Annotated in this window: 23 protein-coding genes and 1 tRNA gene; 13 read left to right on the top strand and 11 right to left on the bottom strand. The window is 65.2% G+C overall.

The annotated features are described in order from the left end of the window. Nucleotides 1–4 precede the first annotated feature (4 nt). The 6 genes from argB to rpmH all read right to left on the bottom strand — a co-directional run bounded on the left by argB (nucleotide 5) and on the right by rpmH (nucleotide 4,503). Nucleotides 5–904, bottom strand: coding sequence for an acetylglutamate kinase (gene argB, locus ACP7AL_RS03300; RefSeq protein ID WP_006022320.1), 900 nt, complete (start codon nucleotides 902–904; stop codon nucleotides 5–7). Nucleotides 905–982: 78 nt separating this feature from the next. Further along, nucleotides 983–1,363: a DUF423 domain-containing protein gene (locus tag ACP7AL_RS03295; RefSeq protein WP_425988823.1), complete on the bottom strand. Its 381-nt coding sequence runs from the start codon at nucleotides 1,361–1,363 to the stop codon at nucleotides 983–985. Further along, entirely contained in the window at nucleotides 1,363–2,028 is a 666-nt protein-coding gene (gene yihA / locus ACP7AL_RS03290; protein WP_024920484.1) for a ribosome biogenesis GTP-binding protein YihA/YsxC, read from the bottom strand. The genes ACP7AL_RS03295 and yihA overlap by 1 nt, the downstream gene beginning before the upstream one ends. A gap of 64 nt (nucleotides 2,029–2,092) precedes the next feature. After that, entirely contained in the window at nucleotides 2,093–3,925 is a 1,833-nt protein-coding gene (gene yidC, locus ACP7AL_RS03285) for a membrane protein insertase YidC (protein ID WP_006022317.1), read from the bottom strand. Nucleotides 3,926–3,978: 53 nt separating this feature from the next. Continuing rightward, the gene (rnpA, locus tag ACP7AL_RS03280) at nucleotides 3,979–4,326 is read right to left on the bottom strand and encodes a ribonuclease P protein component (RefSeq protein ID WP_006022316.1); all 348 of its coding nucleotides are present in this window, start codon (nucleotides 4,324–4,326) and stop codon (nucleotides 3,979–3,981) included. A gap of 42 nt (nucleotides 4,327–4,368) precedes the next feature. Then, complete coding sequence (gene rpmH / locus ACP7AL_RS03275) at nucleotides 4,369–4,503, bottom strand: 50S ribosomal protein L34 (RefSeq protein WP_008542748.1); 135 nt, start codon at nucleotides 4,501–4,503, stop codon at nucleotides 4,369–4,371. Between the two features lie 326 nt (nucleotides 4,504–4,829). Between rpmH and ACP7AL_RS03270 the strand changes: the two genes are divergently transcribed. Continuing rightward, a complete protein-coding gene (locus ACP7AL_RS03270; RefSeq protein WP_425988808.1) occupies nucleotides 4,830–6,308 on the top strand; it encodes a sensor histidine kinase in 1,479 nt (492 codons plus the stop codon). 120 nt (nucleotides 6,309–6,428) lie between these two features. Then, a tRNA-Arg gene (locus ACP7AL_RS03265) sits at nucleotides 6,429–6,505 on the top strand. Here ACP7AL_RS03265 and ACP7AL_RS03260 read toward each other — a convergent pair. The 4 genes from ACP7AL_RS03260 to ACP7AL_RS03245 all read right to left on the bottom strand — a co-directional run bounded on the left by ACP7AL_RS03260 (nucleotide 6,476) and on the right by ACP7AL_RS03245 (nucleotide 9,172). After that, nucleotides 6,476–8,161, bottom strand: coding sequence for a recombinase family protein (locus tag ACP7AL_RS03260; RefSeq protein ID WP_183857038.1), 1,686 nt, complete (start codon nucleotides 8,159–8,161; stop codon nucleotides 6,476–6,478). The two genes, ACP7AL_RS03265 and ACP7AL_RS03260, sit on opposite strands and share 30 nt — an antisense overlap. Before the next feature lie 18 nt (nucleotides 8,162–8,179). Continuing rightward, on the bottom strand, nucleotides 8,180–8,314 hold the full coding sequence (locus ACP7AL_RS03255; RefSeq protein ID WP_281380167.1) for a hypothetical protein: 135 nt from the start codon (nucleotides 8,312–8,314) through the stop codon (nucleotides 8,180–8,182). 193 nt (nucleotides 8,315–8,507) lie between these two features. Next, on the bottom strand, nucleotides 8,508–8,930 hold the full coding sequence (locus ACP7AL_RS03250) for a type II toxin-antitoxin system VapC family toxin (protein WP_425988804.1): 423 nt from the start codon (nucleotides 8,928–8,930) through the stop codon (nucleotides 8,508–8,510). Further along, the gene (locus ACP7AL_RS03245; protein WP_088712608.1) at nucleotides 8,927–9,172 is read right to left on the bottom strand and encodes a FitA-like ribbon-helix-helix domain-containing protein; all 246 of its coding nucleotides are present in this window, start codon (nucleotides 9,170–9,172) and stop codon (nucleotides 8,927–8,929) included. The genes ACP7AL_RS03250 and ACP7AL_RS03245 overlap by 4 nt, the downstream gene beginning before the upstream one ends. 456 nt (nucleotides 9,173–9,628) lie before the next feature. On the opposite strand from ACP7AL_RS03245, the gene ACP7AL_RS03240 reads away from it, so the two are divergent. The 4 genes from ACP7AL_RS03240 to ACP7AL_RS03225 all read left to right on the top strand — a co-directional run bounded on the left by ACP7AL_RS03240 (nucleotide 9,629) and on the right by ACP7AL_RS03225 (nucleotide 15,621). Next, nucleotides 9,629–11,689 carry a ParB/RepB/Spo0J family partition protein gene (locus ACP7AL_RS03240; protein WP_425988802.1) on the top strand — a complete coding sequence of 687 codons (2,061 nt, stop codon included), beginning with the start codon at nucleotides 9,629–9,631 and terminating at the stop codon, nucleotides 11,687–11,689. 162 nt (nucleotides 11,690–11,851) lie between these two features. Next, nucleotides 11,852–12,595 (top strand): DCL family protein, encoded by a 744-nt coding sequence (locus tag ACP7AL_RS03235; protein WP_425988799.1) that lies wholly within the window; start codon nucleotides 11,852–11,854, stop codon nucleotides 12,593–12,595. Nucleotides 12,596–12,674: 79 nt separating this feature from the next. Further along, complete coding sequence (locus tag ACP7AL_RS03230; RefSeq protein WP_425988797.1) at nucleotides 12,675–14,972, top strand: AAA family ATPase; 2,298 nt, start codon at nucleotides 12,675–12,677, stop codon at nucleotides 14,970–14,972. A 349-nt stretch (nucleotides 14,973–15,321) separates the two neighbouring features. Further along, complete coding sequence (locus ACP7AL_RS03225) at nucleotides 15,322–15,621, top strand: DUF736 domain-containing protein (protein ID WP_088713446.1); 300 nt, start codon at nucleotides 15,322–15,324, stop codon at nucleotides 15,619–15,621. A 55-nt stretch (nucleotides 15,622–15,676) separates the two neighbouring features. Here ACP7AL_RS03225 and ACP7AL_RS03220 read toward each other — a convergent pair whose 3' ends face one another. Continuing rightward, a complete protein-coding gene (locus ACP7AL_RS03220; RefSeq protein ID WP_425988794.1) occupies nucleotides 15,677–16,006 on the bottom strand; it encodes a hypothetical protein in 330 nt (109 codons plus the stop codon). 257 nt (nucleotides 16,007–16,263) lie between these two features. On the opposite strand from ACP7AL_RS03220, the gene ACP7AL_RS03215 reads away from it, so the two are divergent. From ACP7AL_RS03215 to ACP7AL_RS03185, 7 genes are all read left to right on the top strand, one after another. After that, the gene (locus ACP7AL_RS03215) at nucleotides 16,264–17,106 is read left to right on the top strand and encodes a DUF932 domain-containing protein (protein ID WP_425988791.1); all 843 of its coding nucleotides are present in this window, start codon (nucleotides 16,264–16,266) and stop codon (nucleotides 17,104–17,106) included. A 521-nt stretch (nucleotides 17,107–17,627) separates the two neighbouring features. Next, a complete protein-coding gene (locus ACP7AL_RS03210) occupies nucleotides 17,628–17,900 on the top strand; it encodes a DNA -binding domain-containing protein (protein WP_088713447.1) in 273 nt (90 codons plus the stop codon). A gap of 133 nt (nucleotides 17,901–18,033) precedes the next feature. Then, nucleotides 18,034–18,255, top strand: a complete 222-nt coding sequence (locus ACP7AL_RS03205; protein ID WP_088712614.1) for a transcriptional regulator domain-containing protein — start codon at nucleotides 18,034–18,036, stop codon at nucleotides 18,253–18,255. Beyond that, nucleotides 18,194–18,817, top strand: a complete 624-nt coding sequence (locus ACP7AL_RS03200) for a DUF2285 domain-containing protein (RefSeq protein ID WP_210308524.1) — start codon at nucleotides 18,194–18,196, stop codon at nucleotides 18,815–18,817. Before ACP7AL_RS03205 ends, ACP7AL_RS03200 begins: the two co-directional genes overlap by 62 nt. 130 nt (nucleotides 18,818–18,947) lie before the next feature. Further along, the gene (locus ACP7AL_RS03195; protein ID WP_015459426.1) at nucleotides 18,948–19,214 is read left to right on the top strand and encodes a helix-turn-helix transcriptional regulator; all 267 of its coding nucleotides are present in this window, start codon (nucleotides 18,948–18,950) and stop codon (nucleotides 19,212–19,214) included. Next, entirely contained in the window at nucleotides 19,211–19,717 is a 507-nt protein-coding gene (locus ACP7AL_RS03190) for a DUF2840 domain-containing protein (protein WP_425988788.1), read from the top strand. The genes ACP7AL_RS03195 and ACP7AL_RS03190 overlap by 4 nt, the downstream gene beginning before the upstream one ends. After that, nucleotides 19,714–20,259, top strand: coding sequence for a S26 family signal peptidase (locus ACP7AL_RS03185; protein ID WP_088712616.1), 546 nt, complete (start codon nucleotides 19,714–19,716; stop codon nucleotides 20,257–20,259). Before ACP7AL_RS03190 ends, ACP7AL_RS03185 begins: the two co-directional genes overlap by 4 nt. The last annotated feature ends 25 nt before the right edge of the window (nucleotides 20,260–20,284 follow it).

The following is a 20,284-nucleotide window of genomic DNA, read 5'->3' as shown; positions in this document are numbered from 1 at the left end:
GGCATCACTTGTGGATCAGCGTTCCCGTGCCCTGATTGGTGAACAGTTCGAGCAGCACCGCGTGCGGCGTCTTGCCGTCGATGATGACCACGCCCTCGACGCCGGCTTCCAGCGAATAGATGCAGGTCTCGACCTTGGGAATCATGCCGCCGGAAATCGTGCCGTCGGCGATCAGCTTGCGCGCATCCTTGATCGAAAGTTCCGGAATCAGCTTCTTCGACTTGTCGAGCACGCCGGGCACGTCGGTCAGCAGCAACAGGCGCTTGGCCTTCAGCGCACCGGCTACGGCACCCGCGAAGGTATCGGCGTTGACGTTGTAGGTCTTGCCGTCGCCTGACGAAGCCAGCGGCGCCAGCACCGGGATCAGTTCGTAGCCGATGAGCTGGTTGAGCAGTGTGAGGTCAACCTTGTCGGGCTCGCCGACAAAACCGAGATCCACCACCTTCTCGATGTTGGAGCCGGGATCGACCATGGTTCGTGTCGCCTTGACGGCGGTGACCATGTTGCCGTCCTTGCCGCACAGGCCGACGGCCTTGCCGCCGGCTTCATTGATGTGGCTGACGATCGATTTGTTGATCGAACCGGCCAGCACCATCTCGACGATTTCCATCGTCGGCGCGTCGGTCACGCGCAGCCCGGCCGCGAATTCCGATTTGATGCCGAGCCGCGCCAGCATGCTCGCGATCTGCGGGCCGCCGCCGTGAACCACAACCGGGTTGATCGCGGTCTGCTCGAGCAGGACGATGTCGCGGGCGAATTGACGGGCAAGGTTTTCCTCGCCCATGGCATGGCCGCCGTACTTAATGACGATGGTTTCCTCGTCGTACTGCTGCATATGCGGCAGCGCCTCCGACAGGATGCGGGCCTGATCCTGTGCGCTGATGTTTGTCGGCAGATCGATCATGGGAAATCTCGTTCGGCAAGGATTTGGACGAGGGTTTAGCCGATTGACGCAAGGCGTGCAAAGTGCCGCCCGCGCAAGTCAGGCCCCGCGACGCGGCCAGGCTGCGGCAATCGCCAGCACCAGCCAGCTCAGAATAAGGAGTGTGCCGCCGGTCGGTGCGGCCATTGTGAACAATCCATGACCGGCATACTGGCGCATAGTCAGATCCCCGGCGAACAGGGCTGCGCCCACGATGAAACCAAAGGTCGCGGTCAGCCCAAGACCACGCCGGGCGATGCCGTGCCCGGTCAGGAGTGCGGCGCCGATCACGGCAGTGGCGTGGAACAGCAGCATCGACGAGGCGGAAGCCAGCCGCGAGGCGTCGGCCTGGTGCGCGGATGCGGCTGCCAGCGCGACACCGGCGGCCCCCATCAGCCCCGCGAGCACAACTGCGAGGCGCAACACACCGGTCTGGGTCATCAGATTCGCTCTCTCAAAAGACGGATCATGGCGGCGCGCAGTTCGGGCATGCCGTCGCCGGTGCGCGACGATGTTACCAGAACTTCCGGAAACGCCGCGGGATGTTTCAGCAGCGCCGCCTTGGTGGCGGCGATGGTTTCCTCAAGCGCGGCCTTCTTCACCTGATCGGCCTTCGTCAGCACCACCTGATAGCTGACGGCGGACTTGTCGAGCGTCTTGAGCACGTCGTTGTCGACATCCTTGAAGCCGTGGCGGGAGTCGATCAGCACATAGACGCGGGCGAGATTGGCGCGGCCTTGCAGGAATTTGTGGATCAGCGAGGTCCACGATGCGATCTGGGCCTTTGGCGCGGAGGCATAACCGTAGCCCGGCATGTCCACCAGCCGCAGGCCGGCGTCCTTGCCGTCCGCAGGTGTCGGACCTTCGAAGAAAATCAGTTCCTGGGTACGGCCGGGGGTGTGCGAAGTACGCGCCAGCCCGTTACGGCCGGTCAGTGCATTGATGAGGCTGGATTTGCCGACATTGGAGCGGCCGGCGAACGCGACTTCGACGCCTTTCATGGGCGGGAGCGCTTCGATCGACGGCGAAGCCCAGAAGAATTGCCAGTCGCCGGCGAAGATCTTTCGTCCCGCTTCAATCAGCTCCGCATCGGTTTGATCGGTCATGCGAAGGTTCTCGAATGTGAAAACGCCCGGCGAATGCGCCGGGCGTTTTGCGTTTCAGACGGTCTTAAGTCGTTTTCTTGCTGCCCGCGAAGGTCGACTTCACGTTGTCGAACAGTTCGATCTTCGCGCCGTTCTTCTTCATGATGTAGCTCTGCTGCAGCACCGACAGCAGGTTGTTCCAGGCCCAGTAGATCACGAGACCGGCCGGGAAGCCCGCAAGCATGAAGGTGAAGATCAGCGGCATCCAGTCGAAGATCATCTTCTGCGTCGGATCGGGCGGCGTCGGGTTCAGCTTCATCTGGAACCACATCGTGATGCCCATGATGATCGGCCAGATGCCGAGATGCAGGTAATAGCCGAGAACCGGAAGCTGGGTCGGATCGAACGCGAACAGACCGAACAGGTTGAACAGGTTGGTCGGATCGGGCGCGGAAAGGTCCTTGATCCATCCGAAGAACGGCGCGTGCCGCATTTCGATGGTGACGAACAGAACCTTGTAGAGCGAGAAGAACACCGGGATCTGGATCAGAATCGGAAGACAGCCCGCGATCGGGTTGATCTTCTCCTTCTTGTAGATCTCCATCATCTCCTGCTGCTGCTTCATCTTGTCGTCGGGATACTTGTCCTTCAGCGCGGCAAGCTGCGGCTGCACGGCCTTCATCTTCGCCATCGACGCATAGGACTTGTTGGCGAGCGGGAAGAAGATCAGCTTGACCAGCACCGTCACCGCGAGGATGGCGACGCCGAAGTTGCCGAAGATGTGGAAGAACCAGTCGATGGCCCAGAACATCGGCTTGGTGATGAAGTAGAACCAGCCCCAGTCGATCAGGCGGTCGAACTTGTTGAGGCCGAGCTGCTTGTCGTAGGCGTCGACGGTGGCGCTTTCCTTGGCACCGGCGAACAGGCTGGTCGCCGTGCTGGCGGTGCCGCCGATCGCAATCGTCATCGGATCGAGCAGGTAGTCGGTCTGGTAGGTGCGCAGCGTGCCGACGAGGTTGGACGAGAAGCGCGCCTGCACGTTGGCCTTCGGGCTCGGCAGCAGCGTCGCGGCCCAGTACTTGTCGGTGATGCCCATCCAGGCGTTGGTCACCTTGAACTCCACCGCTTTGGTGTCGTCCATTTTCTTGTAGCCATACTCCTGCAGGCCCTGATCGCCGAGAACGCCGATCAGGCCTTCGTGCAGGATGTAGTAGCCGGAGACGTGCGGCGTGCCGTGACGCGAGATCAGGCCGAACGGATACAGTGTGACCGGCGCGTCGCCGACGTTGGAGACGTCGTCCTTGATCGTGAACAGATACTTGTCGTCGATCGAGATGGTGCGCTTGAAGGTCAGGCCCTGGCCGTTGTTCCAGGTCAGCGTGACCGGAGTGGTCGGCGTCAGCGAACCTGCGCCTTCCTGTTTCCAGACGGTGTCCTTGTCCGGCATCTTCGTTGTCGCGCCTGCGGCCGGCACGAAACCGAACTCGGCGTAGAAGGGTTCCTTGGTGCCCGACGGCGAGAACAGTTCAATGGCTGGCGATTTCGGATCGACGGTCTCGCGATATTTCACCAGAGCGACGTCGTCGATGCGCCCGCCGGTCAGCGCGATGCTGCCGCTGATGCTGGGCGTGTCGATCTTCACGCGAGGTCCGGCGGCGATCGCAGTGGTGCGGCTCTGGACTGGCGCGGCTGTCGCCGGCGCACCGGCCTGCTGGCCGGGAGCGGCGGGCGTGGGCTGGTTCGCACCCGGTGTGGTCGTTGCGGGCGTCGCCGGATTGGCGGCCTGCTTCTGCGCGAGCTCGGCCTGCTGCGCGGCGCGCTGCTTTTCCATGGTCGGAATGTTGTAGAAATATTGCCATGCGATCAGCACAAGGCCCGACAGGATCACGGCGAGGATGGTATTGCGATTTTCGATCATCGTTCAGGTCTCGTCATGCGCTCGGGCGTGTTCGGGAAAGGACTGTGTGTGGCTTAGGTCGCTGGTGGCTTGGGCGTCTGGCGCTCGAGGCGGCTGAGCGCCGAGCGCAGATCGTTGAACATGGTTTCAAAGCCGCGGTCCAGCGCGGCTCGACGGCCCACTATCACATAATCATGGTGGGGTCGCATGGATATGACATCCAGCCGCTTCACCAGTTCGCGAAGTCTGCGGCGGACGCGGTTGCGTTCCGTGGCGGTGCCGACTTTTTTGGTAACGGTAAATCCGACACGGACCGGGCCGTTATCGTCGCGGCGGCGCGTTTGCACCACAAAGGCCGGGCTGGCCATGCGCGGTCCGCTGGCCGCGGCGATGAAATCCGCGCGCTGCTTCAACCGGTCCATGATTTCAACCGGCGCATGGGAAAGGTCCCGGGGTAAGGTCGGTCAGGCGCTCAGACGCTTGCGGCCGCGGGCACGACGGGCGGCGAGAACCTTGCGGCCGCCGGCGGTCGCGAGACGGGCACGGAAGCCGTGACGGCGCTTGCGCACCAGTTTGCTGGGTTGATAAGTCCGCTTCACGGTCGTTCTCCGCTACCGAAATGCTCGTCCGACAGCTTGTCGGAGGCACTTCGCCGATAATGAGATGAAATCCTGCGATGCCGGCCCTGAAGTGGACCAATTCCGGTCCAAAATGAACCGGCCCGGTCAAGCCGGGCCATCGAGGACAGTTGGCGCGGCTTATACGGGAGCGGTCTGTTTTCGTCAATCTTGGGGTTTTATACCGCGCTCAGGTTGTGGAGCGCGGCCAGAGGCTTAAACCATAACAGTTCCGGGGGTTTGACCCGGGCCGTCGGCAGGCGCATCCTGTGGCGGCAAATCATGAAAAACGGGCAGGCGATCACTCAATGGCGGTATCCGGCCAGGAACCTGATCGGACGTTGGCAAAGCTCCGTCCCGGACTGCGGTTCGGGCTGTCGGGAAAGCTGTTGCTGCTGACGATTCCGCTGATCCTGATCGTTGAAATCCTGATCTATGTGCCGTCCATCGCCAATTTCCGGGTGAACCGCCTGAACGACCGGCTAGCTGCGGCAAGCACCGCTGCGCTGGTGCTGGACGCCGCCCCGAGCGGCATGGTTCCCGACGCGCTGGCGCGGCAGATTCTCGCCAGCATCGGGGCGCGCGCAGTCGCCATCAAAAGCGGATCGCAGCGGCGGCTGCTGGCGGCGGCCGATATGCCGGCCAAGATCGACCACGATATCGACATGCGTGACACAAGTGCATGGTCGGCGATCGTCGATGCATTTCAGGTCATGCTCGACAGCGGCGACGAGGTGATGCGCATCATCGGTCCCGCGCCCGGCAGCGGACAGTTCATCGAAGTTGTCGTGGACGAGAAGCCGCTGCGCGACGCGATGTTCCGCTTTTCACGCAACGTGTTGCTGCTGTCGCTGGTGATGACCAGCATCACCGCGGGCCTGATCTACTACGCCCTGCATCATCTGTTCGTGCGGCCGATGCGGCGGGTTACCGCCAATCTGGTCGCCTTCCACGAGAATCCGGAAAGCACCGCGCGCATTATCGAACCGTCGAAGCGCACCGACGAGATCGGCCTCGCGGAGCGCGAACTGTCGGACATGCAGCGCGATCTGGTGTCGATGCTGCATCAGAAGAATCACCTTGCGGCGCTCGGGCTCGCGGTCTCGAAGATCAATCACGATCTGCGCAACCTGCTGGCCTCGTCGCAGCTCCTGTCCGACCAGCTCGCCAGCGTGCCCGATCCGCGCGTGCAGCGGTTCGCGCCGAAGCTGATGCGCTCGCTGGAGCGCGCCATCGCGTTCTGCCAGTCGACGCTGTCCTACGGCAAGGCGCAGGAGGCGCCGCCCGACCGCCGCCGCGTTCTGATCGAGCCGGTGGTCAACGAAGTGCGCGAATCGACCGGACTTGCGTCCGACACGTCGATCGAATGGATCAACGCCATCGAGCGCGGGCTGACCGTCGATGCCGATCCCGATCAGTTGTTCCGGGTGCTGCTCAATCTGGCCCGCAATGCCGCGCAGGCCCTGGAGAGTGACAAGTCCGGCGACGGCATCGCCAAGCAGATCCGCTTTACCGGCCGCCGCGAGGGCGCGGTCACCATCCTCGAGATCTCGGACACCGGTCCCGGCATCCCGGAAAAGGCCCGCGCGCATCTGTTCGAGGCGTTTCAGGGCTCGTCGCGGGACGGCGGCACCGGGCTCGGGCTGGCGATCGCGGCCGAATTGATCCGGGCGCATGGCGGCGAGCTCAATCTGGTGGACGGCACCATCGGCGCCACGTTCCGAATCACGATTCCGGATCGGGCCGTGGAGTTGCGCAGTCTGCGAGATGCACGGGCCCGGGCCTGAAAAACTGCCGTTTTGGCTCGAAATCCATGCCTTATCGATCTTGCAAAGCTTTCCCGGAGCCGGTAGCTATGGCGCTCTTTCGCGGCCCGGCCTCCGGCCTCTCTCAAGTCCGCGAAATGCGCGCCCGTAGCTCAGCTGGATAGAGCACCAGACTACGAATCTGGGGGTCAGGAGTTCGAATCTCTTCGGGCGCGCCATTTCGGTTCAAAGGCACGAACGCCTAGCACCGCCGCCTCTACGCCAGAGGCGGCGGTTAGCGTTCGGAGCAGTTCGCTCCGCAGCCCACGGATGCGGACCTCCTTTCGGCTCACCACTTCAACCCGCTGCGCGACCGCGCGAATCTGATCGCGGGCGAACGTCCCATCGCCGTTCCGCAGCTTCTTGCGCAGGGCCGCCGCAAACGCCCGGAGGGTTTCCGGCGTGATCGCTGGGCCGATCTTTACGATATGCGCCAAGGCGCGTTCGGAATCGCCCTTAGCCTGGTCGCGCGTCGCGGTCAGCTCGGTGATGCGATCCTTGAGCGACGGGTCGTTCACGTCGATCACGCCATTCTCGATCGCGTCATAGAGGCGCTTGAGCTTCGCTTCGGCCTCGGTCGCGCGCCGTTCAAGATCGGCGACATGCTCGCGGCGCTGGTTCACCCACTCGTCGCGCCGTTCGAGGATCTGATCCATCAGAGCTTCGAGCCGCGCCGGGTCGAGCAACCGGGCTTCGAGATGATCGACCACGGCCTCATTGAGCCGATCCATCGGCACGGTGATGCCGGGACAGCCGGTCGCTCCCTGCCGCGCCTTCGTCGAACAGGTGTAGTAGCGGTATTCCCGCCCGACGCTGCTGGTGCCGGTGCGCAGCGTCATCGCGCCGCCGCAGCACGCGCAGAAGCAGATGCCGGTGAGCAGCGTCGGGCCGCCCACCGCCATCGGCGGCATCATCTTCGGGCTGCGCGCCTTGAGCGACCGCTGGACAGCCTCGAACTCCGCTTCCGAGACAATCGCCGGCACTTCCATGACGGCATGTTCGCTCTCCGGCTTCGGCGTCTTCGTCTTGTGATCGCGGGTATTGAAGCGGTGCTGGCCGATATAGGTCGTCCGGGTGAGCACCTGATGCACCGCACCCAAGCCCCAGCGCCCGCCGTCGCGGGTGCGGATGTTGTTTTCATTGAGCCATGTGGCGATCGACTTGAGACCCATCGGCCCTTTGTTATCGACGCCGTTCAATGCCATGCGATAGATGCGCCGCACCGTCTCGGCCTGGATTGGGTCGATCTCCAGCTTCTTCTTGATCTTCGCTCCGCGCTCTCCGGCCGCGACCACGCGATAGCCGATCGGCGCACGCGCGCCGTTCCAGAAGCCTTGCCGCGCGTTCTCCTTCATCGCCCGCAACGTGTGCTTGCCGTTCTCCTTCGACTGATACTCGTCGAACAGCGTCATGATCTGGCGCATCATCACGCTCATGGGATCGTCGCCCAGGTCTTGCGTGATCGAGATGAGCTTCACCCCGTTCTTTGCCAGCTTGCGAACGTAGAACTCGAACTGGAACTGGTCGCGGAAGAACCGCGAGAAGCTGTGGACGAGGATGATGTTGAACGGCGACGGCTTTTGCATCGCCGCGTCGATCATCGCCTGGAAAGCGGGGCGACGATCGTCGGTCGCCGTGTTGCCCGGCTCGACGAACTCGGCCGTGACCTCCCAGCCGCGAGACAGGCAATAGCCCTCGATCTGGCGGCGCTGGTCCGGGATCGACAGATCGCTATCGGCTTGGCGGCCGGTCGAAACGCGCAGGTAGAGCGCCGCGCGGGCGGTCGCCACAACCGGTGCCCCATCCTCATCTCGTCGCAGGGCGGCGCTGGTCATGACGCTTCACTCCTCACTTCACGGCAGCGGTCCGAACAGCTTGTCCAGCGCTTGCCGCATGTGGCCTTCAATCGCGCGCAACTCGGCGTCGCCGATCGGAACTTGCTCCGGCCAGTCATCGGTGACGACGACCGGCCCATCATCTTCGCGCAACCGACGCGAAGCGCGGCGGGGTGCAAGCTGACTTGTGTAGTCGTGTAGGTCATCCGGGCACTCGGCCCAGCGACGAGGCGTGCGGCGGCGGAGCTTGCGAGGAAGGGCCATTCCAACAGGCTGCCTCGCACCCGCGCCTTGCACAAAGTTTCTGTCGCGTCGTAGCGCAGATAGGGGCGTGCTGCGGCGGACGTCATGCTTCCCCCCAAGGATCGACAACGGTGATGCCGCAGTCGGTGAAATCGCGGACATTGCGAGTCGCCAATCGTGCGCCGCGCGAGCGCACGATGGCGGCGATTTGCGCATCAATCTGGCTGATCGGCTTGCCGCCCTGTTTCCGCCCGGCGGCGATCTCTGGATAGGCGCCGGCCGCGTCGGTATCGAACGGCAGCACGCGCCCGGCAAGATCGACATCGAACATGGGGCGCGCCGCTGCCAGCAGGTCATCGCGGCGGCGTCCGTCGGGAAGCAGCGCCAGACCGTAGAAGATTTCCGCCTGCGTCAGCGTCGTCGTGAACACGCCCGCCATCGGCTGCTCGGCGATCCACGCCATGACCCTCGGGTCAGGCTCGCGCCGCATCAACTCGGAAATGACGTTGGTGTCGAGAACGATCATTCGCCGAAGTCCACCGCCCGGATCGGCTCGCGGGGCCGGTCAGGCAGATCGACGCCGCCCAGCGCGCCAAAGCGTTCATGGATCGCCTGGCCCAGATTGCGAGGCCGCGGGATTTCGGTCGAGAGCGCCGAACGCAGGATGTCACGGGCCTCATCTTCCATCGACCGGCCGTGCATCGCCGCGCGCAGGCGCAGGCGATTTTTGATCGCGTCGTCGATGTTTCGGATCGTCATGACCGCCATTACGCACCTCCATAACTCATTGACTGCATGTTAGTCGATGAAGTGGGAAATTGCAAGGTTAGGGTTGGCGCCTCCCTACGGGACCGCCGCTCTATCTTCGCTTCGCTCCGACCGAGCCCCTGACGGGTCTCGTCCCTGCCGGGTGACGATCAGCATGGCGGAGCGGCGCTGGCGCGCCGGTCGGTCAATCCGCCCTGCGGATTGCGGGGTCGTTCGAGCTGCGGAGATCGGGCCACGGCTGCGCCGTCCCGATCGCGTTGTTTGTAGCTCTCCCCGTCGGTGGGGTGGGCGCCGCTTCTCTCTAGGCCCGCCGCGCCGGGCGGCAACGCGCAAGCGCGTCCTCCACGATGTTCCGGCCCAAAGGGTGCCGCCCGGCTCCGTCGGCGGGCCTGCCGATCCGCTTCTTCGCCGCCCACCCCATTCCGGGGTGAGTGTGGTTTTAGAAGGAAGTGTGTGATGAACGCTGTAACCGAAACCGTGGCCGCCGAGCCTGCGTCGGGCGTCGAGATTTTCGTGCCGCTCGCCAAGCTCAAGAAGTCTCCGCGCAATGCCCGAAAGGTGCCGCACGGGGAAGCCGCTATCGAGGCGCTGGCCGCTTCGATCCAGCACAAGGGGCTGATCCAAAACCTTGTCGTGGAGCCTGAAACCAGAGAGGACGGGACGCCGACCGCCTACTATCTCGTCACCGCTGGCGAAGGCCGCAGGCTGGCGATGCTTCTGCGCGCCAAGCGCAAGCAGATCAAGAAGTCCGAGCCGGTGCGCTGTTGGCTCGATACCGCCAACGATCCGTCCGAAATCAGTCTGGACGAGAACGTGACCCGGACCAACATGCATCCCGCCGACGAGTTCGAGCGGTTCCGCGAGCTTGCGGACGGCAAGGGCTGGGGCGCGGAGGAAATCGGCGCGCGGTTCGGCAAGACGGCGGCGGTGGTGAAGCAGCGACTTCGCCTTGGCGCGGTCAGCCCCAAGCTGTTGCAGGTCTATCGGGAGGACGGGCTTACGCTGGATCAGCTTATGGCCTTTGCCATCACCGAGGACCATGACCGGCAGGAGCAGGTGTTCGCCAATTTGCATCACAACCGCGAACCGTGGATCATCCGGCGCGACATGACCGCGAGCAATGTTCCGGCGACCGACCGGCGCGCGATTTTCGTCGGGGCCGACGCCTATGTAGAGGCGGGCGGCAACATCATCCGCGACCTGTTCAGCGAGGACCGGGGCGGGTTTTTCGAGGATGCGGGCTTGCTCGACATGCTTGCCGCCGAGAAGTTGCGGGAGGTTGCCGAGCAGGTTCAGGCCGAGGGCTGGAAATGGGCCGAGGCCCATATCGACTACCCCCACGCCCACGGGTTGCGCCGGTTCTATCCGCAGTCGGTTCCGCTGTCCGACGAGGACGAGACGCGGCTGGAGGCGCTGTCCACCGAGCATGACGAGCTTGCCGAAGGCTATTCGTCCTATGACGAAATGCCCGAGGACGTGGCGGCGAAGCTGGAGGCGGTGTCCGATGAGATCGACACCATTTCCGAGAAGCGTTCCGCCTACGACGCCAACGTGGTCGCGTATGGCGGCGCGTTCGTGGTGCTTCACTATGACGGCAGTGTCAGGGTCGAGCGCGGTTTCGTCCGTCTTGAGGACGAGGCGCTGGCGGACCCGCAGCCCGAACCGGAAGCCAAAGGCGATGCGCCCGAACCGCAGGCCGGGGAGGACGAGCAGCCGGAGGACGGCGACGAGGACGTGCGGGAAATCGAGGAGGAGGACGAGGAACCGGGCAAGCCCATTTCCGACAGCCTCACCCGCGACCTGTCCGCCTATCGGACGCTGGCGCTTCGCGTGGCGTTGGCCGACCAGCCGGACACGGCGTTGGTCGCGCTGACCCACACGCTCACCGCGCAACTGTTCTACAGCTATGCGGAGGCGGGTTGCCTTGAGGTCCGTCCGACCGTGACCCCCTTGGGGAGCCACGCGGACGGGATCGAGGATACGCCCTTGGCGGCGCGGTCGAGCGAGCAGCACGAGGCTTGGGCCGAGCGGATGCCGCGTGACATCGCGGGCCTGTGGGACTTCATCGTCGGACTGGACGAGGCGAAGCGGCTGGCGTTGCTGGCGCATTGCGCGGCTCGCACCGTCAACGCCCTGCGGCTGCCGTGGGACCGCAAGCCCCGGACGCTACAAACCGCCGACCGGCTGGCAAGCGCGCTGGCGCTGGACATGGCGAAGGACTGGACGCCTACCGTGGACAGCTACCTTGGCCGCGTTACCAAGGCGCACATCGTCGAGGCCGTGACCGAAGGCGTGTCCGAGGATGCCGCCCGCCGTATCGCGGACATGAAGAAGCCGGACATGGCGCAAGCCGCCGAGCAGCTTCTGGCCGGGACCGGCTGGCTGCCTGCCGTGCTGCGGACGCCAACGCCGGAGGCCGAGCAGCCCGCGACCATCGAGGTCGACGACACCGAGGCCGTGGAGCAGCCGTCCGAAACGGAGGACGGCGAAGCGTCCTACGCCGTCGCCGCCGAGTAGCGGCACCGGGCCGGGGCCGCGCGAGCGGTCCCGGCCTTGCTCTCACCCTAAAAAAAATCGGCCGCGCGCGGGCGCGCGGCCGACCTTGTTGCGTGTCGCCTTGCGTCGAACCATCCTCGCCGATAGCCAGCTTGGCAGGCGGAACGGGGATACGGGGTAGCAGTGGCAAAGGCGATCAATCTGTCGAACGGTAGAGCATGGAAGACCCAAAGCGCCGCCTTGGCTCATTTCAAGGATATGCTCGCCCGCTATTCCGATGAGGACGTGGTCGAAGACCGTGCCGACCATGACGACCTGATTGCCCTTCTCGAACGCTATGATGCCGTGATCGTCGATGGCCCCTCGAAGATCGGCGACGGGGTGGACTCCTTTTTCCGGCGCCGGAACACCGGCGACGGCTACTCGACGCCCGGTTTCTGGGTGCGGCGCGTTGACGGGAGTGAGACGGATTTCAGCTATCTGGCGGCCGTTCGGGGAGCCCCGAAATCAAACGCCCAGGAGTTCTATGACGCCTGCCGGGCGGCGGTGGCCGCAGATTTGAAAGCCGCCAAAGCCCGGCACTTCAAGACCTACGGCGACGAACTCGGCCGCGTTCCCTGCGAGCTGACCGATGAGCTTATCACCATCGACGCGGCTCATATCGACCACGCCTATCCGACATTCGGCCAACTGGTCCTGAGCTTTCGCGCCGCGCGGGGATGGCAGCACGAAGTGCCCCCCGGCACCGTCACCGTCCCGGCAGACAGCCAAACCACGACGACATTCGTCGATCCGGCCGTTGTCGCCGCGTTCCGGCAATTCCATCATGGCGCCGCCATTCTGAGAATCGTGGCCCGGACCCGCAATCTGGCGATGTCGGCCGGGCAGCGCAGGCCAAAGGTTCGCAGGCCGGTGGTTTTGACCTGAATCATCGCTGACCCTCACGACGGAGAGCTTATGGTTGTGCCATCCATAGTATAGTGGCGGACCAAGGGGGGGATTCGGCGTGGTCCAGGCAATTCAACTACTGCGGAATATTGGCCAGTTCGATTCGGTGAACGCTGGCGCTCAGATTCCGTTCGCGAAGCTCACGGTTGTCTATGGCGAGAATGGGCGCGGGAAGACGACGCTCACCGCCATCCTGCGCTCCCTCGCAACGGGGGCCGCCACGCCGATCAGCGATCGGCATCGTCTCGGCGCCGCCAATCCCCCGCATGTGGTGATCGGCTTGGCCGCCGGAGCGCCCGCCGTCTTCGAAAACGGCGCCTGGTCCCGAACCGAGCCCAATGTCGCGGTTTTCGACGATGAGTTCGTGGCGCAGAACGTGTGCTCGGGCATTGAGGTTATTCCCGGCAATCGCCAGAACCTGCATGAGTTGATCGTCGGGAGCCAGGGTGTCGCGCTGAACGCCGCCGTGCAAACGCATGTCGATCGGATCGAGCAGCACAACCGTGAGCTCCGCGCCAAGGCCGATGCGATTCCCGCCGCGCGGCGCGGCGGGCTCGACGCCGAGGCATTCTGCGCGCTGCAACCGATCCCCGACCTCGACCGGGAATTGGCCGACGCAGAAAAGCGCCTGGCCGCAGCGCGGTCGTCGGAGGTGGTCGCGACGGCAGCGATATTCCCAGCGCTCTCCCTGCCAGCCTTCGACCTCGACGCCTTGGACGGGCTTCTCGGCCGAGATTTGCCGGGTCTGGAAGAGGCGGCGGCCGAGCGGGTGCAGGCCCATATCGCGCTGCTTGCCCGTGGCGGTGAGCGCTGGATTGGCGAAGGGCTGACGCACGCCGACCATGCCGCGGCGGCAGGCCCGGCCATCTGTCCGTTCTGCGCCCAGGATCTCGCCGGCTCTTCCGTGATCGGGCACTACCGCGCCTATTTCGGTGACGCCTACAACGACTTGAAGCGCGACATCGCCAACGCGATCCAAGCCCTCACGACCACCCATGCCGGCGACGTGCCGGCCGCCTTCGAGCGCACCGTGCGCGAAGCGATCGAGCGCCGCGAATTTTGGCAGGCTTTCACGGAAGTCCCCGCCATCCAGATCGACACCGCGGAAATTGCGCGCGCCTGGAAAGCCGCCCGCGACGGCATCATGGAGCGTTTGAAAGCCAAGCAGGCCGCCCCGCTGGAGCCCTTGGCGCTAGGCGACGACGTGCGCGCCGCCGTCGCGACCTATGAGGAACAGCGGGTGGGCCTTGATCGGGTTGCTGCGGTCTTGGTGCAGGCGAATGAGGCTCTGGCACTCGTCAAGGAAGAAGCGCGCGCGGCCAACGTCGCCGCGCTTGCCGCCGATCTGACGCGGCTTCGCGCTGTCGAGGCCCGACATCAGCCGGACATGGCCGCGCTCTGCACCGCCTATGTTGACGAGCGCGATGAGAAGGGCCGGACCGAGACCGCGCGGGACCAAGCCCGCGAGGCGCTGAACCAATATCGTCAGAACGTCTTCCCGGCCTACCAAGACGCGGTGAACGACTATCTGCGTCGTTTCAACGCCGGCTTTCGCTTGGGCAACGTCGCCCCCGTGAACAATCGCGGCGGATCGGCCGCCAACTACAATGTGCTCATCAACAATATCGCCGTGGGGCTCAACGCTGCCGAGGGACCGTGTTTCCGGACCGCGCTGAGTGCTGGCGACCGCAACACCTTGGCGCTCGCCTTCTTTTTCGCCACGCTCGAACGTGACCAGGCGCTCGCGCAGAAGATTGTCGTGATCGACGATCCTATGAGCAGCCTTGATGAGCACCGCACCCTGCACACCGTGCAAGAGATTCACCGTCTCGCGGGCGCCGTGGGGCAGGTCATCGTCCTCTCGCACTCGAAGCCGTTCATCCTCAATGTCTGGGAAAAGTGCGGCGCGCTCCCGCGCGCCTCGCTCCAGGTTGTGCGCGCGCAGCAGGGCTCGACGCTGGTGGCCTGGGACGTCACCGGCGACATGATTACGCTGCACGACAAGAGACACGCCGATGCGCTCGCCTATCTCCAAGCGGCGGACCCGGCCGTCGAGCGCAAGATCGCGGAGTCGCTTCGCCCGATGCTCGAAACCTTTGTCCGCGTCGCCTTCCCCGCGCAGTTCAGGCCCGGCGGTAAGCTCGGTCAGTTCGCAGATATTTGCCGTCAACGGCTCGGAACGGCCGACGAGATACTGGGGCCAAACGACACCGCCGAGCTACGGGCGCTTCTCGACTTCGGCAACCGCTATCACCACGATGAGAACCCGGCTTACCAAACCGAGGCGATTAACGATCGCGAGCTGGCCGACTTCACGAGGCGAACGCTCGCCTTCGCTTCACGTCCTCGGCAGTGATGATCGCCCGGCCAAGCGGGGGACCGGCTAACGCCCGCTGATGCTCTTGGCCCGCGTGAGGCATGGCGCCGTCGATGCCATGTTCCGCCCCGATATTTGCCGACCACCCCGCACAGCCTCGTAATGGCCTGATCTGATCGGAGGACGCCTCCGTCTCGATCGTCTTGGCGCAACGGCGTCGCACGGCTTTTTTCCGCCGCCTCCGGCTTTGCATCGCGATCCAAAAAAGCCGCCCGCCGCCGTCCTGCACTTCGTTCCGGCCGCCCACGGTGCGCAGCCGCTCGCCACCGATCCGTCGATCGCCATCGAGGCCGCGATGGGCGTGGCTCGAGCAAATGGAGATTACGACATGGCTACGATCGGCACCTTCACCGCCAATGACAAGGGCGAGTTCAACGGCGTCATCAAGACGCTCACCCTCAACACCAAGGCCGTCTTCCGCCCGATTGAGAGGAATGGCGACAAGTCTCCCGACTTCCGCGTCACCGTCGGCAACCTCGACATTGGGGCCGCCTGGAAGAAGACCAGCCGCGAGGATCGCGCCTACTTCTCGGTCAAGCTCGACGATCCGACCTTCCCGGCACCGATCTACGCCACCCTCTCAGAGACCGATACCGCCGGCGAGTACGCGCTGATCTGGTCTCGCTGATCCGCCGCAGCGCCCCGCTCCACGGAGCGGGGCGCCTCTTGTCGGGAAAGGTTGGCTAGCCGGGCAGCGAATCGAACAGCGGAAGCGGCATCGGTGCGCGCTCCGGCAGCGCGCCGGCATCGTAGGGCGCAATCGCCACCCATTCGACAGCCCATTCCAGCGTCAGCTTGCCGGGGCCGATGCGCGAGAAACCGGCACCGTCCACCACGACTCGGAAATCGAAGCGATCCTCCTCGGCTTCGAGGCGACCTTCGATCAGCGAACCGTCGCTTGCCGCCAGCAGGAAACGCTCCTCAACCGCGTCATAGGGCACGCGTAGCGTCTTGGTGATGTCGCCCGCGACCGCGATGCGCCGGCCGGGCTGTCCCGTGATCGTGATGCTCATACCGACTCCTTGCCGCCGGTTTGGATCAAAACGGGAACAAATGGCAAGGGCTGTTTGCTGGCGCCGCAGAGCGGCGCGGTGCTTGGGGCTCTGCCCCCGGCGCACTGCAAGCGGCTTCCGCCCAGCTTCCCTCGCTTCGCTCAGTGCAGCCGGTTCCCCGCGAAGCCGCCTTCCGTTTGCACCCCCGGTCTCGCCGACGGGCAGGGTTTCAGCGCGGCGCTCCGCTGCGCGGAAACCCAAGCTCAAGGAGTTCAGCCATGTATCATCAACTTGCCACGCGGTTTGGCCGCAACGCCCATCAGATCAGCGGTCGGGAGCCGCTCGACAACGAGGCGCTTTATCGGCACGTCCCGTCCATCTTCGCCCGTGAGGCGCACGACAGCCGTTCGGAGCGGTATGTTTATGTGCCCACTATCGACATTGTGGAGGGACTGCGCCGTGAAGGATGGTTCCCCTTCTTCGCTGTCCAGTCGGTGCCGCGTGATGGAAGCCGCCACGGCCACGCCAAGCATATGCTGCGCCTGCGCCGGGACGAGGGCATCGGCAAGGCCGAGGCCGCCGAAGTCATCATCGTGAACAGCCATGACGGGACCAGCGCCTATCAGATGTTCGCCGGGATGTTGCGGTTCGTTTGCACCAACAGCATGATCGCGGGCGAGCGGTTCGAGGAGGTCCGCGTTCCGCACAAGGGCGACATCGAGCACGACATTATCGAGGGCGTCTATGCCGTCGCCGAGGACTTCCCCCGGCTGATCGACGCCAGCGAGTCGATGAAGTCCATCCAGCTTTCCGAGGACGAGCGGCGGTTGCTCGGCGAGGTTAGCCTTGTCGCTCGCTACGGAGAGGATGAAAGCCCGCTGCGGCCCGAGCAGATCATCGAGCCGCGCCGGCGCGAGGATGTGGACCGCAGCTTGTGGACCACATTCAATGTCATTCAGGAGAATGTCATTCGGGGCGGATTGCAGGGCCGCAAGCGCAACGCCGAGGGCCGTATCCGCCGCGCACAGACTCGCGCGATCAACGGCATCGACCAGAATGTGACGCTGAACCGCGCGCTCTGGACGCTCGCCGAGGGAATGCAGCGCCTCAAGGCAGCCTAAGGTTCGCCGCCGCAGGGTCGAAGTTCCGGCCCTGCGGCTTCCGCGATTTCGCGCCGATCCGCTGCACCGGATCGGCGGCAGTCGCGCGCCCCATAGGTCCGCGCGACTGCAATGGCGCGCTCGCCGGGCTGGCGCCCGGCTCGCGCTGGGTAGTGGTAAAATCCCTGCCGCTGTCCTAAAAGGACAGCGGGCCGCTACGCGGCGGCCTGGGGTTGGTAGCCCCACGTTTAGCGGTTTGGTGTCGGCCGAAACGACGCCGCGAATCCTTGACCATGCGGTCGGGGAGCCTGCGACGTATGTCCAGGCGCTCCGGTGCTAAAGGTCGTAGGGCCGACTAAACGCGGTTTACCACTCCCCGATCACGGGTTCAGGAGCTGTTTGCGGGGGCGCACCGCAAACCAGCAGCTCCGTGAGTGATTGTCGAGCAATGCGGATTGCGCACCTAGTTATGCTGAGCAAGCGCATCGAAAATGCTTCGCCGAGGGTCTATTGGTTAACGCGGGCCAAGACGTGAGGGCATGATGGGCAACAACCATTTTCATGACCGAGCGCCTGATTCGCCGCAACTCACCGAGTACGACGAAGGCCATTTGACCGCTTATCTTCGCCTGCTCGATGCTGACGCAGAAGGGACCGACTGGCGGGAGATTGCCGCCGCTATTTTCGGCATCGACGTGGGCGCGGAACCCCATCGCGCCAAGGCGATGCACGAGAGTCATCTTGCCCGCGCGCGGTGGATGACAGAGATTGGATATGCGCATCTGCTCGGCTGCAACCGGCCGCTAAATCGTTAAGATTGAACCCCAAATTGGAAGTATTCGCGCCGCCTTCGCCGCACGGTTGATCGCTATCTTTGCGCTATAATAGCCAGGACAACCGGAAGATGTTGCGCTCCTGACGCGCGCTAAGCGCGGTTGGGAGGATGCAATGCCGACGCCGCCAAGGCGTCGCCAGCGGCGCGCCGACGGACTGTCCGGCGCCCTCGGGCGCGCCGATTTCGCCGCTGAGTTTCTACGCCGAAACCGCACCTATCGCGCCGAACACAAGCAGATGCAGCAGCGCATCGCAAGCGGCGCCGTCGCGCAAAGTGCCGCCGAGATGGCCTTCGCGCGGCGATGGGGGTTGTCCTTTCGCTACGGCGCCGGATGACCTCTCAGAGCCGGTCCCCTGGCGCCCGGAACTGACCGCCGTCACGGTCATCCTCGACGCAGCGCCGGAAGGATTCGACAGCGCTTCGCCGGTCGATCCTCGCGCACTCGGCGGGCTGCTCGCCGACCTAGCCGGCATCGACGGACGCCATGTCATCGTCGCCGACGCGGCGGGTGAGCATCGGCTGTGGCTGCGCGATCCGCAGCCCGGCCGGCCGCTCGCTGCCGTCATCCCGCTCGACAAGGATTTTGTCACCCGCATCGCCAGCTTGCTGCGCTTCCATCGCCGCCTGCTCGGCCGCGCCGCCGGGCCGCTGCCGCGCGGCTGGCCGCTGACCGCCTATCGGCTCGCCCGGCTCGACCTGATGCTCCGCGCGCTCGACCTGCGCGACGGCGGCGCGACCTATCGCGAGATCGCGGTGGCGCTCGGGCGCGACGAGGCGGCGCGGCTGTCCGCGAGCGATTGGAAGATGTCCGCCGCGCGGTCGTTCGTCGTCCGGCTGGTCCGCGACGGCATCGCCATGATGAACGGCGACTACCGCAAGCTGCTCCGCATCCGCTGATCCGCTCCCCGCTGCCACCCCGCGCGGGGGGGGGGGCACATCCGTGCAGCCGCACATCTTCATACCCCACCCGGCCGCCTCCCTTCTGACAATTACGCCTCCTGCCGCCACCGCCCGCAGGAGCCGTCACTTGTCCGATACGCCCACCAACCTGCCGCCCCGCTTTCTGCGCACGCCGGAAGCCGCGCGCTTTCTCGGCCTCTCCGGCCGCACCCTTGAGAAGCACCGCTATTTTGGGACCGGGCCGGCCTACCGCCGCATCGGCGGCCGGGTGGTTTATTCGGTCGATGACCTGCGCGCCTGGGCCGACATCGGCATCAAGCATTCGACCTCCGATCCGGGACAGGACGACCTCATGCCGCGCGCGGACTCGGCCATCGCCCGGAGCCGGCGATGACCGTCCCCCCGTCCCCGATGCGTCATCGCCAGCCGTCCGACGACGGTATGACTCGCGTCGAGTTGACCTGGATCGAGAAGCGGATCGAGCACTGGATCAGGTTCGGGCGCGTCGCCGTTGACGAGATCGTCGACCGCCGCCGCCGCATCGTCCGCTTCCGTCCCGGCGCCATCTTCGCGTTCGTCCGCTGGGCCGCCAACGACTACGGCACGGTCAGCTCGCGCATCGACATCGTGCGCGCGGTCGGCGTGGGCGAGCCGTTCACGACGCTGCCGTTCGTGCGGCCCGGCGGCGACATCCTGCTCAAGATCGAGGGCTGGCCGAAGGTCAGCCAAGTGCTCGCCGCAATCGACGCGGCCGAGGCCGCGGGCGTCGATCCCTGCGATGCCGCGCCCGATCATTGGCGACACGTCGCCAACCGCATCGCCGCCGGACATCAGCCGCGCCCCTATACGCTGGAGCGTCATCGCGCCTGGCTCAAGCGCCGGGAGATCGAAGGATGACGCGCCGTGGATGGACCATCGCGACGGCTTCCGCCGCGTCGCTGTTCGCCGTGTCGTTCACCGCCGTCGCGGTATTCGACCCGCTGCCGCGCGTCATCTGGAACGCCAGCGCGAGCGCGCCGCTCGGCCTCTACCGCATCGAGCCCGACCGCGATCCCGCTATCGGCGCGCTGGTCGCCGTGACGCCGCCCGCGCCGCTGGCGCGGTGGCTGGCCGAGCGCGGCTATCTCGGCGAGCGCGTGCCGCTGTTGAAGCATGTCGCGGCTAAGGCCGGGCAGCGCGTGTGCCGGATCGGCGCCGTGGTGAGCGTCGATGCACGGCCGGTCGTCGTCGCCTTGGCGCGTGATGGACGAGGCCGGTCGCTGCCTGTCTGGCAGGGCTGCCGCACGCTGCGCGCCGGCGAGCTGCTGATGCTCAATCCCGATCACGCCGACAGCATGGACGGCCGCTATTTCGGGCCGCTGCCGGCCTCGACCGTGCTCGGCCGCGCCATGCCCGTGCTCACCCGCGACACCCCGAACGCGCCGCTCGCGTGGCGCTGAACCCGCTTGTCCCTGCCAACCCTAA

Origin of the sequence: Afipia sp. DC4300-2b1 (assembly GCF_049895725.1) — a bacterium.
Taxonomy (GTDB): domain Bacteria; phylum Pseudomonadota; class Alphaproteobacteria; order Rhizobiales; family Xanthobacteraceae; genus Afipia; species Afipia broomeae.
This window is presented reverse-complemented; position numbering and strand designations above follow the sequence as displayed.